Annotated in this window: 15 protein-coding genes and 1 pseudogene; 7 read left to right on the forward strand and 9 right to left on the reverse strand. The window is 48.1% G+C overall.

All coding sequences use genetic code 11. The annotated features are described in order from the left end of the window. Nucleotides 1-150: 150 nt before the first annotated feature. The 3 genes from ACMV8I_RS15420 to ACMV8I_RS15430 are packed head-to-tail and all read right to left on the reverse strand — an operon-like array spanning nucleotide 151 to nucleotide 1,655. Complete coding sequence (locus tag ACMV8I_RS15420) at nucleotides 151-636, reverse strand: Hcp family type VI secretion system effector (RefSeq protein ID WP_498866093.1); 486 nt, start codon at nucleotides 634-636, stop codon at nucleotides 151-153. Between the two features lies 1 nt (nucleotide 637). Next, the gene (locus tag ACMV8I_RS15425) at nucleotides 638-1,159 is read right to left on the reverse strand and encodes a hypothetical protein (protein WP_498866094.1); all 522 of its coding nucleotides are present in this window, start codon (nucleotides 1,157-1,159) and stop codon (nucleotides 638-640) included. Then, the gene (locus tag ACMV8I_RS15430) at nucleotides 1,140-1,655 is read right to left on the reverse strand and encodes a DUF2778 domain-containing protein (RefSeq protein ID WP_498866095.1); all 516 of its coding nucleotides are present in this window, start codon (nucleotides 1,653-1,655) and stop codon (nucleotides 1,140-1,142) included. The genes ACMV8I_RS15425 and ACMV8I_RS15430 overlap by 20 nt, the downstream gene beginning before the upstream one ends. A 761-nt stretch (nucleotides 1,656-2,416) precedes the next feature. Here ACMV8I_RS15430 and ACMV8I_RS15435 point away from each other — a divergent pair. The 3 genes from ACMV8I_RS15435 to ACMV8I_RS15445 are packed head-to-tail and all read left to right on the forward strand — an operon-like array spanning nucleotide 2,417 to nucleotide 5,232. After that, entirely contained in the window at nucleotides 2,417-3,304 is an 888-nt protein-coding gene (locus ACMV8I_RS15435; protein ID WP_498866096.1) for a sce7726 family protein, read from the forward strand. Beyond that, complete coding sequence (locus tag ACMV8I_RS15440; protein ID WP_498866097.1) at nucleotides 3,286-4,200, forward strand: sce7725 family protein; 915 nt, start codon at nucleotides 3,286-3,288, stop codon at nucleotides 4,198-4,200. Before ACMV8I_RS15435 ends, ACMV8I_RS15440 begins: the two co-directional genes overlap by 19 nt. A gap of 3 nt (nucleotides 4,201-4,203) precedes the next feature. Further along, a complete protein-coding gene (locus ACMV8I_RS15445) occupies nucleotides 4,204-5,232 on the forward strand; it encodes an RES domain-containing protein (RefSeq protein WP_498866098.1) in 1,029 nt (342 codons plus the stop codon). Nucleotides 5,233-5,432: 200 nt separating this feature from the next. On the opposite strand, the pseudogene ACMV8I_RS15450 reads toward ACMV8I_RS15445, so the two are convergent. Next, a pseudogene (locus ACMV8I_RS15450) lies at nucleotides 5,433-5,631 on the reverse strand (IS5/IS1182 family transposase); the annotation flags it as partial. 202 nt (nucleotides 5,632-5,833) lie between these two features. On the opposite strand from ACMV8I_RS15450, the gene ACMV8I_RS15455 reads away from it, so the two are divergent. From ACMV8I_RS15455 to ACMV8I_RS15465, 3 genes are read left to right on the forward strand one after another with little or no spacing between them, the layout of a single operon-like run. Then, complete coding sequence (locus tag ACMV8I_RS15455; RefSeq protein ID WP_498866099.1) at nucleotides 5,834-6,316, forward strand: Hcp family type VI secretion system effector; 483 nt, start codon at nucleotides 5,834-5,836, stop codon at nucleotides 6,314-6,316. Between the two features lie 11 nt (nucleotides 6,317-6,327). Next, entirely contained in the window at nucleotides 6,328-6,777 is a 450-nt protein-coding gene (locus tag ACMV8I_RS15460) for an STM2901 family protein (RefSeq protein WP_498866100.1), read from the forward strand. Then, nucleotides 6,762-7,109, forward strand: a complete 348-nt coding sequence (locus ACMV8I_RS15465) for a DUF1493 family protein (RefSeq protein WP_498866101.1) — start codon at nucleotides 6,762-6,764, stop codon at nucleotides 7,107-7,109. The genes ACMV8I_RS15460 and ACMV8I_RS15465 overlap by 16 nt, the downstream gene beginning before the upstream one ends. A 159-nt stretch (nucleotides 7,110-7,268) precedes the next feature. Here ACMV8I_RS15465 and lldD read toward each other — a convergent pair whose 3' ends face one another. From lldD to ACMV8I_RS15490, 5 genes are all read right to left on the reverse strand, one after another. Further along, nucleotides 7,269-8,414: an FMN-dependent L-lactate dehydrogenase LldD gene (gene lldD, locus ACMV8I_RS15470; RefSeq protein ID WP_498866102.1), complete on the reverse strand. Its 1,146-nt coding sequence runs from the start codon at nucleotides 8,412-8,414 to the stop codon at nucleotides 7,269-7,271. Further along, entirely contained in the window at nucleotides 8,411-9,187 is a 777-nt protein-coding gene (gene lldR, locus ACMV8I_RS15475; RefSeq protein WP_498866103.1) for a transcriptional regulator LldR, read from the reverse strand. Before lldR ends, lldD begins: the two co-directional genes overlap by 4 nt. After that, complete coding sequence (lldP, locus tag ACMV8I_RS15480) at nucleotides 9,184-10,836, reverse strand: L-lactate permease (RefSeq protein WP_498866104.1); 1,653 nt, start codon at nucleotides 10,834-10,836, stop codon at nucleotides 9,184-9,186. Before lldP ends, lldR begins: the two co-directional genes overlap by 4 nt. 704 nt (nucleotides 10,837-11,540) lie before the next feature. Then, on the reverse strand, nucleotides 11,541-11,882 hold the full coding sequence (locus ACMV8I_RS15485) for a hypothetical protein (protein ID WP_498866105.1): 342 nt from the start codon (nucleotides 11,880-11,882) through the stop codon (nucleotides 11,541-11,543). A gap of 169 nt (nucleotides 11,883-12,051) precedes the next feature. Continuing rightward, nucleotides 12,052-12,342: a hypothetical protein gene (locus ACMV8I_RS15490; RefSeq protein WP_498866106.1), complete on the reverse strand. Its 291-nt coding sequence runs from the start codon at nucleotides 12,340-12,342 to the stop codon at nucleotides 12,052-12,054. A gap of 258 nt (nucleotides 12,343-12,600) precedes the next feature. Here ACMV8I_RS15490 and ACMV8I_RS15495 point away from each other — a divergent pair, with 258 nt between their 5' ends. After that, a complete protein-coding gene (locus tag ACMV8I_RS15495; RefSeq protein ID WP_498866107.1) occupies nucleotides 12,601-18,639 on the forward strand; it encodes an alpha-2-macroglobulin family protein in 6,039 nt (2,012 codons plus the stop codon). Nucleotides 18,640-18,641: the final 2 nt, after the last annotated feature.

Consider the following 18,641-nt stretch of genomic DNA (forward strand, 5'->3'; position numbering starts at 1 on the left):
TCGAATTCCTAAAAATGCTTTCTAGAACAATAGGGAATGGTCAGAAAATTATAATATTAATGGCAATATGAAGAGAGTATTTAATCCGATACATGAGCAAAGCCAGCAGTCCGCTGGCTTTTTTCTGACGATTGTAATTGCTTATATCAGTTAGGCTCTTACGTTCCAATCGTCTGTATACTGCACGTTGCCATCAACATAACGCCAAGTGATTTTATCGTACATCAAGGAAACTGATTCCATGTGATTGATCTGCGAATTACCCGACATTTTAGTGTTTGGCATTCCTGGGTTGATGCCTGTGATTTTCACGCCCTCAATAGTCATGATAAAATAACATTCCTCTTGCCCTGCATGGTTTATGCGATACCAGCGAATTTCCGCGCTTTTCAACGTCTGACCAGTAGCAACAGCTTTGTAAAGATACGGGCTGGAACTATCAAACTCCTTTTCAATCATCATCGGAGAGTGGGAACGCTTACCAGTGATCTTACCGTTGGCACTGTCTACTGGAATATTCAAACCATGGCTAAACCCTACAATCTCAATACTACCTTCACGATCCTGAACGTCTACCGATCCTTTGATAGCTGCACCACCATCGTCTTTAAGCCACATATAAGCGGGAATAGGCATTCTACAAACTCCTTTTAATTGTGATTTTCTTCGTGATGAACCAGTAGCAAGCAATCGTTAGTAACAGGTTAAAGCCCATAATTGCCGCTGTAATGAAAGTCGAATATGTTTCCCCGTAGGGAAAGACAGATTGATATGGCAGAAAGCGGAATAACATCCAGAACAGGAAAGTAAAACCGAATATTTTCGCAAACCGTCTTAAAGTGGATACAGCCCACTCTTTCGGAAGCCCTGACTGATTAACTTTGCGCGTAATTGTGTTGTAAGCGATAATAATCGCACTGAGGATCGGAACGCTGATAAGGGTGTTGATCAAGATACCAAAGTAATCACGAAGCAATTCCCACACTTCTAAATCAGACTCACCCAATATGAAACGAGTCACTTTACTGGCACTCTGGAAATCGAATAACCCTGTGAGCGAGCCAACTAAACCATCATAGGGAATGACCTTAGCAACGATCAGCATAACCACAGCGAACAGTGCTATATTGATGAATAAACTAAGGACATGTTTTGCCATTGGCGATCACCTCAATCGTGCCGTATGCCTTCAGTTTCCTCATACAAGGAACATCCATTTTCTGAGTCCGTAGTAGAGCATTACGTAGCATGGCAAAATCTGAATCGTGCGGGAGTGTGATACAACCTTCCGAGAGAACGCCGGGGTGCAAACGGAAGTTTCCGCGCTTAACTCCCTCTATCCATATGTAATCGTCAATTCCCCAATCATCGCGCCATAGTGCAAACCATTCCGAATGTTTGAATGTAGCGCCGCTGGCAAAGTGATTGTAGATATCTCTGACACCCGCATTCACCTGCGATTTGAGTCCACCTTCTGGACGGTCGACAATCCAGTATTTACCCGCTGGCACGGGTCCCATCTTAGGGATCATTCCACATGCCCCTCGGTTACGGTATGCACCATCACCAGAGAACGCTAAAAATGTGCCAACTCCGGGAAATGATAAAGGGGAGTAATGTGCATCGTTGATGACAAACCTTCCATGTAGAGCCATAAACCACCTAATATCCTTTTATATTTTGTGGTTATGATATCCCTTGTTTAATAGATGTTCCAGATTAACTACCTGATTTTATTTGATAGAACCCTAATGCGTAGTGTTAGGCATACCAACAGAAAACCGGTTAACCACTTTCTTATACAGGGGTATTTACCACCTTTGAGGTTTTCGAGCGTTTTATCACTAAAACTATCGACCCCGGATGCTTGCCTGCGCCTGTGGAGGAACCGGCGGAAGAGGTAGTGCAACCCAAAACGCCCGCCTATACCGTGCGGTTAGAGTGATAACCTCGGCGTATCTCAGCGTGAACCGGTCACTGAGATACGCTTTTATTTTCTAAATCCTCTCTGTTCTCCCCCATTTATTTAGCTGTCTCCCACGTCACAAAAATCATTGTCAAAACGTGTATAAATACAAAGAATACGTAATATTAATCATGCATGCACGTGCATGGTTTTGCATTTGATAACACCTATTTTTCACCTGTCGCCCTGCCCGTGCTGGCGCGGCCTGAGACGCCTCAGGCAGGTGCATTAAAAGCGACATATAAAGCGGGCAGGCGTGGCGGGGATAGCATTGCGCGCTAGAGAAATATTAACTACTTTATTTTATCCCTCTGAATTTGGAGGTTTTTTCAATTCTCAAGTGAAAATAGAGGCTTATGTTTCTCTTGCATGTGAGGAATCAGTTGTTGAGGTGCAAGAAATAAATGAGCTACTATTATGTCTGGGTACATTCGACATTATGGTACTGTTATGTTTTCATTAGAGAAAAAACGAGTTGATAGCCGCGTTTTGGCGCAACTATTCACTAGCCAGGCTATAAATAAAATAGCCGATGGTGACCTTTCGTTTCTCTATCGGGTCTTGAACGATTTTTTAACGCCTCAAACTCCCAACCTTCTCGTTGCTCAGGTCTTTGAACTAGCATTCAACAAACTATTGATTGATTACAAAACAGAGTATTTTTTTAAAAATGCAATAGCTAATAAACTTTATTTAGGTCGCCACTCTGGCCGAGAAGCAACTATGCTTTCTGAATTTAGAGTAGGAAATAATAAAGCTGATTGTGTTATTGTTAATGGTCATTCGACATGCTACGAAATAAAAACTAAATTTGATAGCCTAAAAAGATTGCAAGATCAACTTACCAGCTATATGAAAATATTTGATAAGGTGTATGTTGTTTGCGATGCTGTTCACATTAACAATGTACTATCTTGTATTCCTGATGGGGTTGGAGTTATTGAATTAACTCAAAGAGGGGCCTTAAAAAAAATTAAAAAAGCACTAGTTAACAGCCATGAAATAGATCGTGACATGTTGATCAGCTCGTTAAGAAAACCTGAGTATGTTTGCATTGCAGAGGAACTGACAAACAATCCTATTACTTCGTCTAACATGAATACATACTCTGAGTGTCTTGATATTTTTAACAAAGCAAGTTCTAATGAACTCAGACAATTATTTAAATATGCCATTAAGAAGAACAGAGGGGCAGATTTTAGTTTTGTAGATAGGTTACCGCCCTCACTTACTAATACAGCTTTTAGTTTTAAGCTCTCAAAGTCAAAAAAAATAGCTTTTGGAGAGATCTTAACACAGCATATTCATAAGGATATAAAATGTACTTTCCATTTATAAGAGGCAAGCAATTTGAGCTAGTTGCAATTAGAGAACTAGCACCTAAATTACCTAATGATCTTTATAAACCCATAATTGAACCAGTAAGAGAAAATCTTTTACCTTTAATTAAAACCATCAAATCTATAAATGAATTTAATGTTCAACCGATTATAATTATTAATCCCTCTTTAGGGGATTTTAAGTCAAAGAATGTGAATCTTTATTCTAAGATTTTATCTTTAGACTCCTCACTAAATTTTATTCCTTGTGTTCAAATAGTAGAAAGCGCAGCAGATTACTCTCCAATTCTAAAAGATTTACCACGTGGTTTAGCTATTTTCGTTCCAGATATTCTCGAAGACGTCAACCAATCTATATTCGAAAACTCAGAATTCGATATAGTGCCTGTTGATACACTAGATAGTGAATTGGTAGGACTACATAATGTAATTTTACTCGACGACCCATTCCAGAAAAAAAGTAGGAATGCCGATTATAAAGATAGATCCAAATTTTCATTGTTGCATAAAAACTTTAAAAATAGGCCAAACACTATAGGTTTCAGTGATTATAATATTGTAGGCTCTGAATATACAGAAGCTGGTGGCCCAGCATATGTTGTAACAATTCATCTGTCGTACATAGATAAAGAAAATGAACAAATGTTTGTACGGCACTTCTCGTCATATCCTAGTAATAGCCCTGCGAACCCCGGAGGGAAATTTGAAGAGGCATTAGAACGGGCTATAAGATATATTAATGAAAATCCTAATGTATTTGATGAAACTTTCGGGATTGATGAATTAAGAAGATTACATGCTACGGCGCATTTCCCTGGCTTAGGTTTAGTCAAAAAAATCTCGGTTCAACATCATATTGAGACTATTTGCAATTATTTAAACAAAGCGAGATAGCATATGTCATTCTGTTGTTCTGAATGCTTTCACGATAGAGAAATTTTCGAATTTATTGGTAAGGCACATCATAGTGGGAGATGTGGTCACTGTCGTAAAGATAGTGCTTTTATAATTATTCCTACGGAGTTGTCACATTTTTTTGAACCTTTTTTGGGACTAGTCACGGAATCAGCTGATGGTCGCCCCTTAAGTGAAATATTAAATGAGCTATTTTATATTTTTAATAATGATGTAAGGTCTGCTCAACGTCTGATATCAGAAATTTTAGGCGAGGATTACGGCGATAAAAGGTATGCCTTGAAACAGGATTTTCAGGAACACATCAGTGGATGGGAAAGTTTCAAAGAAGAACTTAAACACCAAAATAGATTTTTCCCCAAAAATACACTTTACTCGTCTTTATTTGACCCTACGATTAGCAGCACAGAGAGTGATTTATTCCAAATAATTGAACAGTTGAAAGTTGAATATGATGAAGGAGAGGATTTTTTTCGTGCCAGAATACATGAAACCCCATTATCTCAACAAGAAATGGGGATGCCACCAAAAGAAAAGGCAACAGCCGGTAGGGCAAATCCTATAGGAATATCCTACCTGTATCTAGCCAATCAAAAAAACACATGTGTTGCAGAAGTCAGACCTAATAATACAAGTACAATATACATATCTGACTTCACTTCGAATAGAAAGTTATCGATTATTGACCTGACTCAACCAAGAAAAAAATTATCAGTTTGTGCTTTTGATGAAGGTCGTTTCATAACTATTATAGGAATAATCAAGTTATTAGAAACCTTATCTAATGAACTATCAAAACCAGTTAAACCAGAAAGCTCAAGTATAGATTATATACCTACACAGTTTATTTGCGAATTCCTTAAGAGTTTTAGTAATTGTGATGGTATTGCTTTTGAAAGTTCGTTTGGTTTAGGTAAGAATTTTGTGTTCTTCAGTGATACTGGATTTAGGATTGGAGAGCCAATACCGCATACTATCATCAGTATTGTCCATGATTTTGACCCTAAATAGCAGTGCATATCAAACAGTCGACATCAATGCCCCTACTAACCTGTCAAATTAATATCTCCGGGTACAATTAGGGGTACAAAAAGAACACATTAAAATTAATTACTTTGAATTCAATGATTTGAATTTAAATTCGATTCCTGTAGGACACCATTATCACTGGTTTTTTTGAATCAATCGGATTTAGATAACAGCTCCCCCTATCAGTCATTTTCCCAGACAATTCGTACACGTTCTGGCATGCCTGCACGTGTAATTTTATCCAACGCACGTATTGGCAATAACCTCGCTGACCAGCACATCGTGATCCCGCAGCGTAAGATGCCCATCAAACAGCTGTTTTACACGGTACATTGCCGTTTTTGCCACCGAGCGTCGGTTTTAAACCGTGTGCCATTTCCAGTATTTGAACTTTTGCTTTGCCACGGTCTAATTTACTGATGGAATACATTTTTGGAAAATTGGAACTTTGAGATCAGTCTGGAAGGGATAGAGAACCACAACGAAAATGAAGCTAAAGCAACCACACTTTGGTTATTTACTCGCCTCCGCTCAATAGGTACACTATTTACAGGGATTTACAACGACATAAGGAAAAAAGAACATGGCAATTCCTGGCAATATGTGGATTTACGATGACGGTGGTGCACTCATTAAAGGTGGCTGTGACGTAGCGGGAAGAGAATTCAGCATTGAATTTAAAGGATTTCACCATAATCTTTCTATCCCCACGGATAACGCCACAGGTAAACCCACAGGAACCCGCCAACACTCACCGATGCTCATTGTTAAAGAGTTCCACTATTCCAGTCCATACCTATACAAAGCCGTTGCTACCGGTCAGAATCTGAAATCCACTGAGATAAAGTGGTATAAAATCAACGATGCTGGTCAGGAAGTCGAATATTTCAATATGCTGCTCGAAGGTGTTCGGATTGTCTCAATATCCCCAACAATGGCATCGCCAGAAGACAAAAATAACAACCACCTTGAATCCGTTGAGTTGCGTTATGAAAAGATCACTTGGAAGCACTGTGACGGAAACATAATCTACACTGACGCATGGAATGACCGACAGACCGCATAATAGGTGATGAAATGGATACTACCGAAGAGTTAAATGGAACGTACTTCTACCACGGAGAAAGCAATCTATCTCCGGGTGAACTTTTCGATGTGATTTTCCTTGAACAATTTTGTGATGAGTTAGGTATTGGCATCGAATCTGGTGCAGCTATTTTATCCGGTCAACCATGGCTGAAGACACGACAAAAACCAGGAACAGCTATAAAAGGCACAAGCGTTGTTTCCAAATACGGAAGAATGCTTCTGAGAGATGCACGAACTCCGTTTGGTATCAGAGTTCCTACACCAGTGGGCTTTAAGATGCAAAAGACTAACAAACTTGCCGTAGTCATCGCTCGTTATGTTCCCTGGTTGGGCTGGATTGCTCTGGTGAACTCAATTTACCAAGTATCAAGAAAAACACAGAATAAATATAATCTGATAGCCTGTCCGAAAGACAGAATACAGTGGACATATTTTTGATGGATACAGTTCAAGACCAAGTGCTGGCACTATTTAGGGAAGAGATCCCTGGATATTTGGATAAGCACTGGAAAGAAATCCCTTTGGAGCTTGATTATGACTTATTTGATGCACCAGGCGACGATCTGCATGAGGTCTTGGATAAATTTGAGAAAATATTTAACGTTGATTTATCTAATGTGAAATGGTCGTGTTATTTTCCGTGGGAAAACACACCGCTAATAACACGATGGTTCAAAGCAAAACGAGAAGATATAGAGAAAACACGCAAACCATTAACTGTGAAAATGTTTGCCGAATCAGCCAAAGTGGGAAAATGGCTTTATGATTAAGCATAAATGACAAATGAAAATAATAATGAAATGAGAGGGGGAGATCTTTTATCTAAATCCGATTTATTCAACAAAGCCAAAAAATCACTACGACCCATTTTTTATTGGGTATAAAAGCGGGTGTACTTACTCCCGCCCTTACACAGATTCAGATAAGTATTATGCCAATCCGTTATTCACCAGCGAGTCGCGTGTAATATCAGCAATGGTTTTACAGCCGGTGAGGGTCATTGCTACCCGCATCTCTTTTTCAATCAGCGTCAGCAAATTCTCAACGCCCGCCTGACCTGCGGCGGCCAATGCATAGATATAGGCACGGCCGAGCAGCACACTATCCGCTCCCAGCGCAATCATACGAACCACGTCCAGGCCGTTACGAATACCGCTATCGGCCAGAATCGCAATGTCACCTTTCACCGCATCGGCAATGCCTGGCAATGCGCGAGCAGAAGATAACACGCCGTCCAATTGGCGACCGCCGTGATTGGAGACCACAATACCGTCCGCGCCGAAGCGTACCGCATCACGCGCATCTTCAGCGTCGAGGATGCCTTTGATGATCATCGGCCCATCCCAGAACTCCCGGATCCACTCCAGATCGCTCCAGGAGATCGACGGATCGAAATTATTAGCCAACCAGCCAATGTAATCCTCCAGGCCGGTCGGTTTGCCGAGGTAGGTCGAGATATTGCCGAGGTCGTGCGGCTTGCCGTTTAGACCAACATCCCACGCCCACTGGGGATGAGTGAAGGACTGCCAGTAGCGGCGCATTGCTGCGTTCGGGCCACTCATGCCGGAATGGGCATCACGATAGCGTGCACCCGGCGTGGGCATATCAACGGTAAACACCAGGGTTGTACAACCCGCCGCTTTGGCCCGCTCCAGTGCGTTACGCATAAAGCCGCGATCTTTCAGCACGTAAAGCTGGAACCACATCGGGCGATTGATCGCCGGGGCGACCTCTTCGATTGCGCATACAGAGACTGTAGACAGGGTAAACGGGATACCTTTTTCCGCTGCAGCTTTTGCCGCCTGCACTTCACCACGGCGTGCATACATACCGCACAACCCAACAGGTGCCAGCACCACGGGCATCGCCAATGTTTCGTTAAATAGCGTAGTTTGCAGGCTGAGCTCGGACATATTGTTCAGCACACGCTGTTTTAATGAGATCGTAGACAGATCGTCAACGTTGCTCCGCAGTGTGTGTTCGGCATAAGCGCCACCGTCAATATAATGAAACAAGAACGGTGGAAGTCTGCGTTTTGCTGCAGCGCGGTAGTCGGTTCCAGCTGAGATAATCATTGATTCTCTTCCTGTGTTGCATCGCTAATGTCGTTAGGCAGGCGCGTACTGCGCTGGTGCCGGGCTTCATCTTCATGCATGGTTTTGAGTGTGGTATGAACAAAGCCGAGATGGATTCTGGCCGCCCGACTGGCACGCTCAGGGTCACCCGCGAGGATCGCCTGTAACAGCTCCTCATGTTGTTCAGTCAAATGAGCAAAAATTATAGGCGCGGTGTACATGCGTTGACGGCTGTGCATCACCGAGGATTGCAGCAGGTCGAAAAAACCACGCATGGTTTGCAGCAGCACCACATTGTGTGAGGCTTCCGCAATCGCGAGATGAAAGCGCACGTCCGCCTGCGCCGCCAGATTCGGCGAATCGCTCTCTTTATATTGCAGGGTCGCGTCGAAGCAGATTTGCAACTTTTCTTTATCAGATGCGGTAGCCCGCAATGCAGCGAACCATGCGGTGCTGGCCTCGATAGCATGTCGTGCTTCAAGAATGTCATCGCGGTAGTCTGGATCTGCGGCGACTAATGCCTTTAATGGCTGCACAATACGCTGTTCCGACCACGCTGGTGGAGCCTCCAGCAGATAATGGCCGCCACCACGGCGGCTAAACAGCACACCTTCTCCCACCAGTTTTTGCAGTGCCTCTCGAAGCGATGAGCGCGACACTGCCAGCTCATCGGCCAGCTTACGCTCTGCTGGCAGGCGGTTACCGGTCTGTAACTGGCGCTCGTCTATCAACGCTTGGATTCGCACAGTGAGAGGGGCGGTATTCGTGATCATGGGATCATCCAGGTCAGCACATAGGCCTGCAATGTCGTGATCACCCCTACCATGCAGGTGAATATCAGGCTGTGCCTGACGGTAAAGCGGAACAGGTCCGACTCTTTACCCACCAATCCTACCGCCGCACAAGCAATAGCAATCGACTGTGGGGAAATCATCTTGCCAGTCACTCCGCCCGTGGTATTGGCCGCCACCAGCAGGAGATCAGAAACGCCAATCTGCTGCGCAGTCGTCGCTTGCAAAGCAGCGAACAACGCATTTGACGAGGTATCAGACCCGGTGAGAAATACCCCGAGCCAACCGAGGAAAGGAGAGAAGAAGGTAAAGGCGTGGCCGGTATGCGCCAGTGCCAGCGCCAGCGTTGCCGATAGCCCGGAGTAATTTGAGATAAACGCAAAGGCCAGCACCATGCCTATGGAATAAATCGGCAGCGCCAGCTCTTTAAGTGTGCTGAGGAACGTGCTCAATGCATCGGCTGGTTTCATCTTCAAATAGACGATGGAGATCAATGCAGCCACGATAATCGCGGTACCGGTGGCAGACAGCCAGTCAAACTTAAAAACCGCCGCATAAGGCGTAATGGCGTTCACTACCGGCGGCATTTTCGCTACCAGCTTATCGAGGAACGGGATCGGAATATTAATGACCATACTGTATAGCGCACCGCCCGGTGCAAACAATGCTTTAAACGGCGGGATGCTCCATAGCGTAACGGTAGCGGTGAGAAACAGGAACGGCAACCAGGCACGGATAATCTGCCAGGTGCGGTACTTTTCCACCACCAGCGGCTGCTCCACCGCACCCTCGGCCGGCTTAAAGCGAAAGATACGCACCGGTTTCCACACTCGCAGGAACAGCGTCAGACTCACCAACGACACGAGCGAAGAGATGATATCCGGCAGCTCCGGGCCAAGGAAGTTGGAGCTGAGGAACTGCGCGCAGGCAAATGAGCCACCGGCAACCATTACCGCTGGCCAGGTTTCTTTGACACCTCGCCAGCCGTCCATAATCGCCATGATCCAGAACAACACGATTATCGTCAGGAACGGCAACTGGCGGCCAACCATCTGGCCTATTTGGAAGCTGTCCAGTCCGGTCACCTGACCCGCAACGATAATTGGAATGCCCATTGCGCCAAAAGCAACGGGTGCGGTGTTCACCATCAGGCAAAGGCCTGCTGCATAAAGTGGGTTAAAACCCAGACCAACCAGAAGAGCTGCAGTAATTGCCACCGGGGCACCGAAACCGGCAGCCCCTTCGAGGAAGGCACCAAACGAGAAGCCTACGATCAGCATTTGCAAACGCTGATCGGGGGTTATCGACAATATTGATGCACGGATAATGTTAAATTGCCCGGTTTTCACGGAGATTTTATACACAAATACTGCGGCGATAATAATCCACGAAATCGGCCACAGCCCGTAGAAAAAACCATACACCACCGAGGCCAGCGCACGATCGAGTGGCATACGGTAGAGGAACAGTGCGACGAGGAGTGCCAGCAGTACGGTAAAGGTGGCGGCAACATAGCCTTTCAGCTTGAGCTTAATCAGCGCGAAGAAGAAGAACAAGATCGGGATAACAGCGATTAGGCTAGATAGCCAGATGTTATTTAACGGGTCATAGACTTGTTGCCAGGGCTGCATGCAAAGTTCTCCAAAGGTGTTTTGCTCATCGCCTGCTGATTTTGGTACTACCAATTCAGTTGGGTATGGCCAGGTCACCGATGGTTAATTTTTTGTTATTTTAATGCAATTAATATTGCCACTTCATTGCTATTTTATTGCTTTTTTGTAGGCTTAATTCGATTTTTTTCTCAATTGGTAGGACCATAACCCGTCTTGTGAGAGTGTCTGCACCCGCGAAGGTATCGCAGAGGCTCTTGCTCAGTGTTGCACCGAACATCCTGTATTTTACCCGGATAATGGATAGCTATCTCAACCCAAAAATCATTAGATCGTCACTGGCTGGCAACGATGTGATCAGCAGCGATGAGATCGGCAATGACGTGTTGGTATCTCAGGGCCTTAAATCCGCGGAATGACACCGTCACGATCGAGACTGCCAGGTTAGTGACTTTGCTCAAGCCACATGCGTTTTCTGATGGCGATCGCACCAGTCATTTTGTTAGAGTGCCGTGATGATTTTCATCTTGAAAAAAAATACAGCGGAGAAATTAGGTATGAGCAAGCTGCCGGTATGGGCTGTATGGAGTCTCTATGTAGGCGCATGCGTGCTGTTTTGGGTTGTGGCAGGTGCACTGGCTTATGGCGGCTGGAAATGGTATTTAACTATCTGAAAGATAATGAAAAGAGTGTCAGGGGCCGGTCAGCAGGGAGACGTATGAACGTTAAGAATTGAAGAAATTGACCAGATATGCAACAAGAGACAGCGCAACACCGATCAAAAATATCCAGCAAAACGAATAAAAAGCATATCCATAACCCCTTCTGGCGATCAACCGCAGTTCGTCGGTTGAAAAACCCTTCAGGGATTTACGGAATAAAAAGACATACCCAATACTGTAGATCACCCATAGAAAAGGTGTCAGCTTAAGCAGATGACGACCTCCGGCCAAAAATAAACCCAGTGGTATAGTTAAGAACAGGATGGCTGTCAGATTATCCCTGCGTTTGAGCTTTTCACTTAACTGACAATCTTGCTCTTTAATCGATCTCTTACTGAGTGGCATTCACGTCTCTTTTCCCACGAATAAATGATGAGGGAAGGAATGATTACCTATAGCATCATCATTTAATGTTAAAAATCCATGTATAAATCCGGTTTAAACGTTCTGGGTCGGCAGGTCACTCAACGGTGTAAGTCGCCCGCCGTTGCTCGTCAGCAAAGTACTTAACGCATTAAATCTCGATGAATTTTTTCTTACTGCGTGCATGTGCGGGATTACATAGCTGTTTGGTGCCGGGAAGATAAAACTTTCCATCAGCAGAAGGTTGTGTGCCACCGGGACAACCACTCATGCCTGGCTTACCATCGTGTCCGGGGAGTCCGTCTCCGCCGTTTTGATTGCCCGAAGAAAAAAGAGGATATCCGCCTTTACCGCCTTTCCCTCCAGCACCGCCGTCTCCGGCAATGACGGTCGTTGACCAAACCAATGACAATAGCGATAACCCAATGATTTTCACGATCATGTTTCTATCCCTCTTCAACGTAATTAATGCGTCATTACCCCAGGCTCATTATAGCTGACGTCAGGTTACCGTTTTTATAGGATCGCGGGGAAATTAATAACTGTAAAAAGAAGGTTAAATATTCGCTATTTTTAACGCTTTTACTTACCATTCCTTACAAACACTTCCACTTCCAAACTGCCAGCCCATTCTCTGCCCATAATACTCGCGTGGCGCGCAGTAATTCCGATCCAGAATGACAGCAAAAAGGTTCAAATAATGGATTTATTAAGGTTTTTGCTTCGCCTGCCCTTCACCCTGATCAAAGGCGTGTGCTGGGTTGTGGCTAACGTCTTCTGGCTGATCGGCAGGATATTGCGCCCGGTGGTGGGGAATATTCAGTGGCGTGCACCCGACTGGGCAGTAAACAGCACCCGCGGCGTGAAAAACGGCTTTGGTCGTCTGGAGCGCGGCGTGGACAACCATCCGAAATCGGTCGGCGCTGGCGTTTTATTGCTGGTGCTGCTGGCCGTCGGTGGTTTTTACGGTTATCACGTCTGGCTCAACCGCCCGCAGCCGATTGAACCGGCACCGCTGGTGTATCAGGAAACCACGCTAAACGTTTCAGGCCCGCAGTTGGTTAACTACAACACCAACAGCCGCCTGCCGCAGGAAATTGTCCTCAATTTCAGGAATTCGGTGGCACCGATCACGCTGGTGGGTAAGAACGTCGATCAGGGTATCAGCCTTTCTCCGACGGTTGACGGCCAGTGGCGGTGGCGGAATGCCTCCACGCTGGTATTTACCCCAAAAGCCCCGCTGCCGATGGGCGCAGCGTACAAAATAAAACTCGACCCCGTCAAACTGTTGGCCCCACAGAGCAAGATCACTCAGACCGATTACGCCGTCAGCGTACCGTCGTTTGATTATCAACTGGGTCAGGCCGAGTACTATCAGGACCCGCAGGATGCCAAAAAGCGCAGCGCCATTTTCCGCGTACAGTTCAACGCGCCGGTAGACGTCGCCAGCTTTGAAAAACAGATTTCGCTGGGGCTGATTGAAGGCAAAGAGACGCCGGAGAAAAAGCTCAATTACTCGCTGGTCTATGATGAAAAAAAACTCAACGCGTGGGTACATTCCGAAGCCTTGCAGGCGCTCGACCACGGCGGTTCGGTGCATATTGCGATTGGCAAAGGCGTGAAATCTACCGCGCCGGGGCAGCCAACGGCGACACTGAAAAACAACTGGGTAGCGGTGCCAACACTCTACAGTCTGGCGGTGAAAGATGTCAGTGCCACCGTGGTGGACACCAGCGATAACAAGGGTGAACGCGCACTGATTGTCGCCCTGAGCGACGCGGTCAAAGATAAAGAGATCGGCAGTGCGGTGAAAGCCTGGCTGCTGCCGCAAAAGAATCCAAAAAACAACGACAATAATGACGATGACGAAAACGCGATCTATCCGTGGGATATCTCTGAAGTCGACACCGGCATTATCAACCAGTCCGCGCCGGTCAAACTGACGCTCAATGATGCCGAGCAGGAGTATCAGCCGCAGTTCAGCTTCAAGTTTGATGCCCCTGCCAACCGCTTCATGCTGATTGAAATAGCCAACACCCTGACGTCGTTCGGCGGCTACAAAATGCCGGAGAAACGCTATCAGGTGGTGACCGTGCCTGACTACCCGACCTCGCTGAGCTTTATGTCGCAGGGTTCACTGCTGTCGATGAGTGGAGAGAAGCAAATCAGCGTGGCGGCGCGTAACGTACCGGGCCTCAAGCTGGACATTAAGCGAGTGATCCCAAGCCAGCTGCAACACATCGTGTCGTTCAAGAGTAGCGAGTACTCCTCGGCGCAGTTTAACCGTCTGGGCGATGAGTATTTCACCGAACACTTCGAATACACCCACGCAGTGAACAATGAAAAACCGGGTGAAGTCAGCTATCAGGGCATTGATCTGTCACGCTATCTGTCAGATAACCCGAACGCACGCCGTGGGGTATTCTTGCTGACCCTGACGCCGTGGGATCCGGCCAAGAAAGAAGTGAAAACCGACGACGCCACCCAGGACGATCAGTACAGCAACGATGAAGATGAAAGCGAACCTGCCGCGGGCGACTCGCGCTTTGTGGTGATCACCGATCTGGGCATCATCAGTAAACGCTCTCAGGACAACACCCGCGATGTGTTCGTGCAGTCGGTGCATTCCGGCCTGCCGGTCTTCAATGCCAACGTGTCGGTCATCGGCAAAAATGGCGTGGTGCTGTTGTCTCAAACCACTGACGGCGACGGCCATGCACGCTTCCCTGCGCTCGACGTCTATAAAAATGAGCGCCAGCCGGTGATGTTCCTGGTGGAAAAAGAGGGCGATGTCTCCTTCCTGCCAACCGGTGAATACAATGACCGCGGTCTGGATCTGTCACGCTTTGATATCAGTGGCGAAGAAACGCCGTCCGACCCGCGCACTCTGAGCAGTTATCTGTTCTCTGACCGTGGCGTTTACCGTCCCGGCGATACCTTTAATATCGGTCTTATCACCCGCACCGCTGAGTGGGGCAACAGCCTGGCAGGTGTGCCGGTGCGCGCGGAAATCCGCGACCCGCGCGATACACTGATGAGCACCCAACCGCTGACGCTCAACGCCAGCGGCTTTAACGAACTGAGTTATGCCACCAGCGACAGCTCGCCGACCGGCGAATGGAACGTCTATCTGTACTTAATTAACAAAGACAAGACGGGCAAAGATAAAGACGCCTCTACCCTGCTCGGCCACGTGGCAGTTAACGTCAAAGAGTTCGAACCGGACCAGTTGAAAGTCAAACTCAATTTGACGCCAGATCGCAAACAGGGCTGGGTTAAGCCGTCTGAACTGAAGGCCAATATCGACGTGCAGAATCTGTTTGGTACGCCCGCGCAGGAGCGCCGCGTGACCTCTAAATTGACGCTGCGCCCGATGTACCCAAGCTTCGATCAATTCCCGGATTATCTGTTCTACGAGAACCGCACCAACAGCGACGGCTTTGAGACTGAGTTACAGGATCAGACCACCGACGTCGAGGGTAAAGCGGCGATCCCGCTGGACCTGAAGTCCTACGCTGATGCCACTTACCAGCTGCAACTGCTGTCTGAAGCCTTTACCGCTGGCAGCGGCCGTTCCGTGGCCGCCACCGCGCGCGTGCTGGTGTCGCCGTATGATTATCTGGTGGGTGTGAAAGCCGACGGCGACTTGGGTTACATCAATAAAGGTGCGGAACGTCATCTCAATCTGATTGCAGTGAACCCGTCGCTGGAGAAAGTTGCCCTGCCCGACCTCACGCTGTCATTGATCGAACAGAAATACATTTCAGTGCTGACTAAGCAGGACTCCGGCGTCTACAAGTACCAGTCAAAAATGCGTGAAATACCGGTCTCTGATCAGGCGCTGTCGATTGCCGCCGCCGGTCAGGACTTGCTGTTGGAAACCCGTCAGCCGGGCGATTACGTGCTGGTGGTGAAAACTGCGCAAGGCCAGGTGCTGAACCGTGTTGCTTACAGCGTAGCGGGCAACGCCAACCTCAGCCGTTCACTCGACCGCAACGCCGAACTGAAACTTAAGCTCAATCAGGGTGAATACCAGCCGGGCGAAGAGATCGAGATTGCGATCAACGCGCCGTACACCGGCAGCGGCCTTATCACCATCGAGAAAGACAAGGTGTACAGTTGGCAGTGGTTCAGAACCTCCACCACCAGTTCGGTACAGAAGATCCGCGTTCCGGCCAATATGGAAGGTAACGGCTACCTCAACGTGCAGTTTGTGCGTGACGTTAATTCAGACGAAATCTTTATGAGTCCGCTGAGTTACGGGGTGATGCCGTTCAAAATCAGCACCAGTGCGCGTAAAGCCGGGCTGCAACTGACCTCACCGGACGTGATTAAACCGGGCCAGATGCTGCCGATCGTCGTCAACACCGACTCGCCGCAAAACGTGGTGGTGTTTGCTGTGGACGAAGGCATTTTGCAGGTGGCGCGCTATAAGCTGAAAGATCCGCTGGAGTACTTCTTCCGCAAGCGTGAACTGAGCGTGCAAAGCGCGCAGATCCTCGACTTGATTTTGCCGGAATTCAGCAAGCTGATGTCACTGACCTCAGCGCCGGGCGGTGATGCCGGTGAAGGGCTGGACCTGCACCTTAACCCGTTCAAACGTAAACGTGACAAACCGGTGGCCTACTGGTCCGGCATTGTACCGGTCAACGGCCAGGCGCAGTTTAACTACCCGGTGCCGGACTACTTCAACGGCAAAATCCGCGTAATGGCGATTTCCGTTACGCCGGACAAAATCGGTATGGCGCAAACCGGCACCACGGTGCGTGATAACTTCATCATGACGCCGAATGTGCCGTCGATGGTCGCACCGGGCGATGAGTTTGATGTCAGCGTTGGCGTAAGCAATAACCTGGAAGGACTGGGCGATCAGCCGGTCGCCATCAGCGTGAATCTGACACCGCCACCGCAGCTGGAAGTGGTCGGCAGTGCTAAACAGTCATTGCAGCTGGCCGCCAAACGCGAAGGTAACCTCACCTTCCGTCTGCGCGCCAAAGCGTCGCTGGGCGATGCGCCGCTGGTGTTCGAGGCGACCTACGCAGATAAAAGCAGCCGCCGCGTTATCAGCACCTCGGTACGTCCGGCTATGCCGTTCCGCACTCAGTCGGTGATGGGCCGTATGAGCGGTAAAAACCAGACAGTGGATAACCTGCGCAGTATGTTTGACGCCTATGCCAAACGTGATGCCAGAGTGTCGAACTCACCGCTGGTGCTGACCAGCGGGCTGGCACAATATCTTGAAGATTATCCGTATTATTGTTCTGAGCAGATTGTCAGCCGCTCTATTCCGCTGATTCTGCAAAGTAAGTATCCGGAAATGAAAGGCAAGATGAGCCAGATGGACGTCAACACCCAGTTGAACAACATGTTGCGTACCCTGCGTTCGCGGCAGAACGACAGCGGTGCGATTGGCCTGTGGCAGTCCTCGCCGGTGGCCGACCCGTTTGTGACGCCGTACGTGGTGCAGTACATGCTGCTGGCAAAATCGGCCGGCTACGCGCTGCCCGCAGGCATGCTGGAAGATGCCAATACGGCGCTGCGTGAACTGGCCGCCAGTAAGTATGACGACTTGTATCACCTGCGCCTGCGTGCCTTTGCAGTGTATCTGCTGACCCTGCAGGGCGAAGTCACCACCAACTCGCTGGCCTCGGTGCAGGACAGCCTGCAAACTCTGTATGCCAGCAGTTGGCAGACTGACCTCAGCGCGCTCTATCTGGCGTCTTCATACCGTCTGCTAAAAATGGACGATGAAGCCAACAAACTGTTGCAGCCAAGCTGGAACGAACTGAGCAAGGCCTACAACACAGCGTGGTGGTCACAGAATTACTTCGACCCGCTGGTACAGGACGCCACGCGGTTGTATCTCATCACCCGTCACTTCCCGGAAAAGGCCAAATCAATTCCGCCGCAGGTGCTGGAGAACATCGTGCGTTCGCTGAAAGAAGAGCGCTACACCACCTATTCATCGGCCATGAGCATTCTGGCGCTGGATAGCTATTCCAGCCAGATTGCCCATCTGGCGCAGGACCACGATTCCAGCCAGACTGCCCAACAGACCCGCGCCGGAAATCTGAGCATCACCGCGGTCAGCAAAAATAAAGCGCTGACGCCGGAGGTGATTTCCACCTTGCAGGGTCTGTTTGCGCAGGGTAGCTTCACCGCCGATGCGCAGGCGATTCAGTTCACTAATCCGAACGACGCACCGGCCTGGTATGTGGTGACGCAGTCAGGTTATGACCTACAGGCACCGCAAAAAGCCATTTCGCGCGGGCTGGAAATCAGCCGTGACTACACCGATGCACAGGGCAAACCGGTCACGCAGGTGACGCTGGGTGAGAAGATCAATGTGCATCTGAAAATCCGCGCCAATGCGAAAGAGGGGCTGAGTAATCTGGCGATTGTTGATTTACTGCCGGGAGGGTTTGAGGTGGTGCAGCAAGCCGCGCCGGAGCCGGAAAACGCCGACGACAGTCAGCCCGACAGCGTCTGGCGCTCACCGATTGCTGCTGACGGTTCAACCTGGCAGCCGGACTACAGCGATATCCGCGATGATCGGGTGATCATCTACGGCAGCGCCAGCACTGAGGTGCAGGAATTCGTCTATCAGATTAAATCGACCAATACCGGCAGCTTCGTTATTCCGCCAGCCTTCGGCGAGGCGATGTATGACCGGGAAATTCAGGCGTTGTCTGTCGGTACGGGTAAGATTGTGGTGGTTCCAGCCGACGTTAAAAAATAGCG

The sequence above is a fragment of the Ewingella sp. S1.OA.A_B6 genome (genome assembly GCF_049889095.1).
Classification (GTDB): domain Bacteria; phylum Pseudomonadota; class Gammaproteobacteria; order Enterobacterales; family Enterobacteriaceae; genus Ewingella.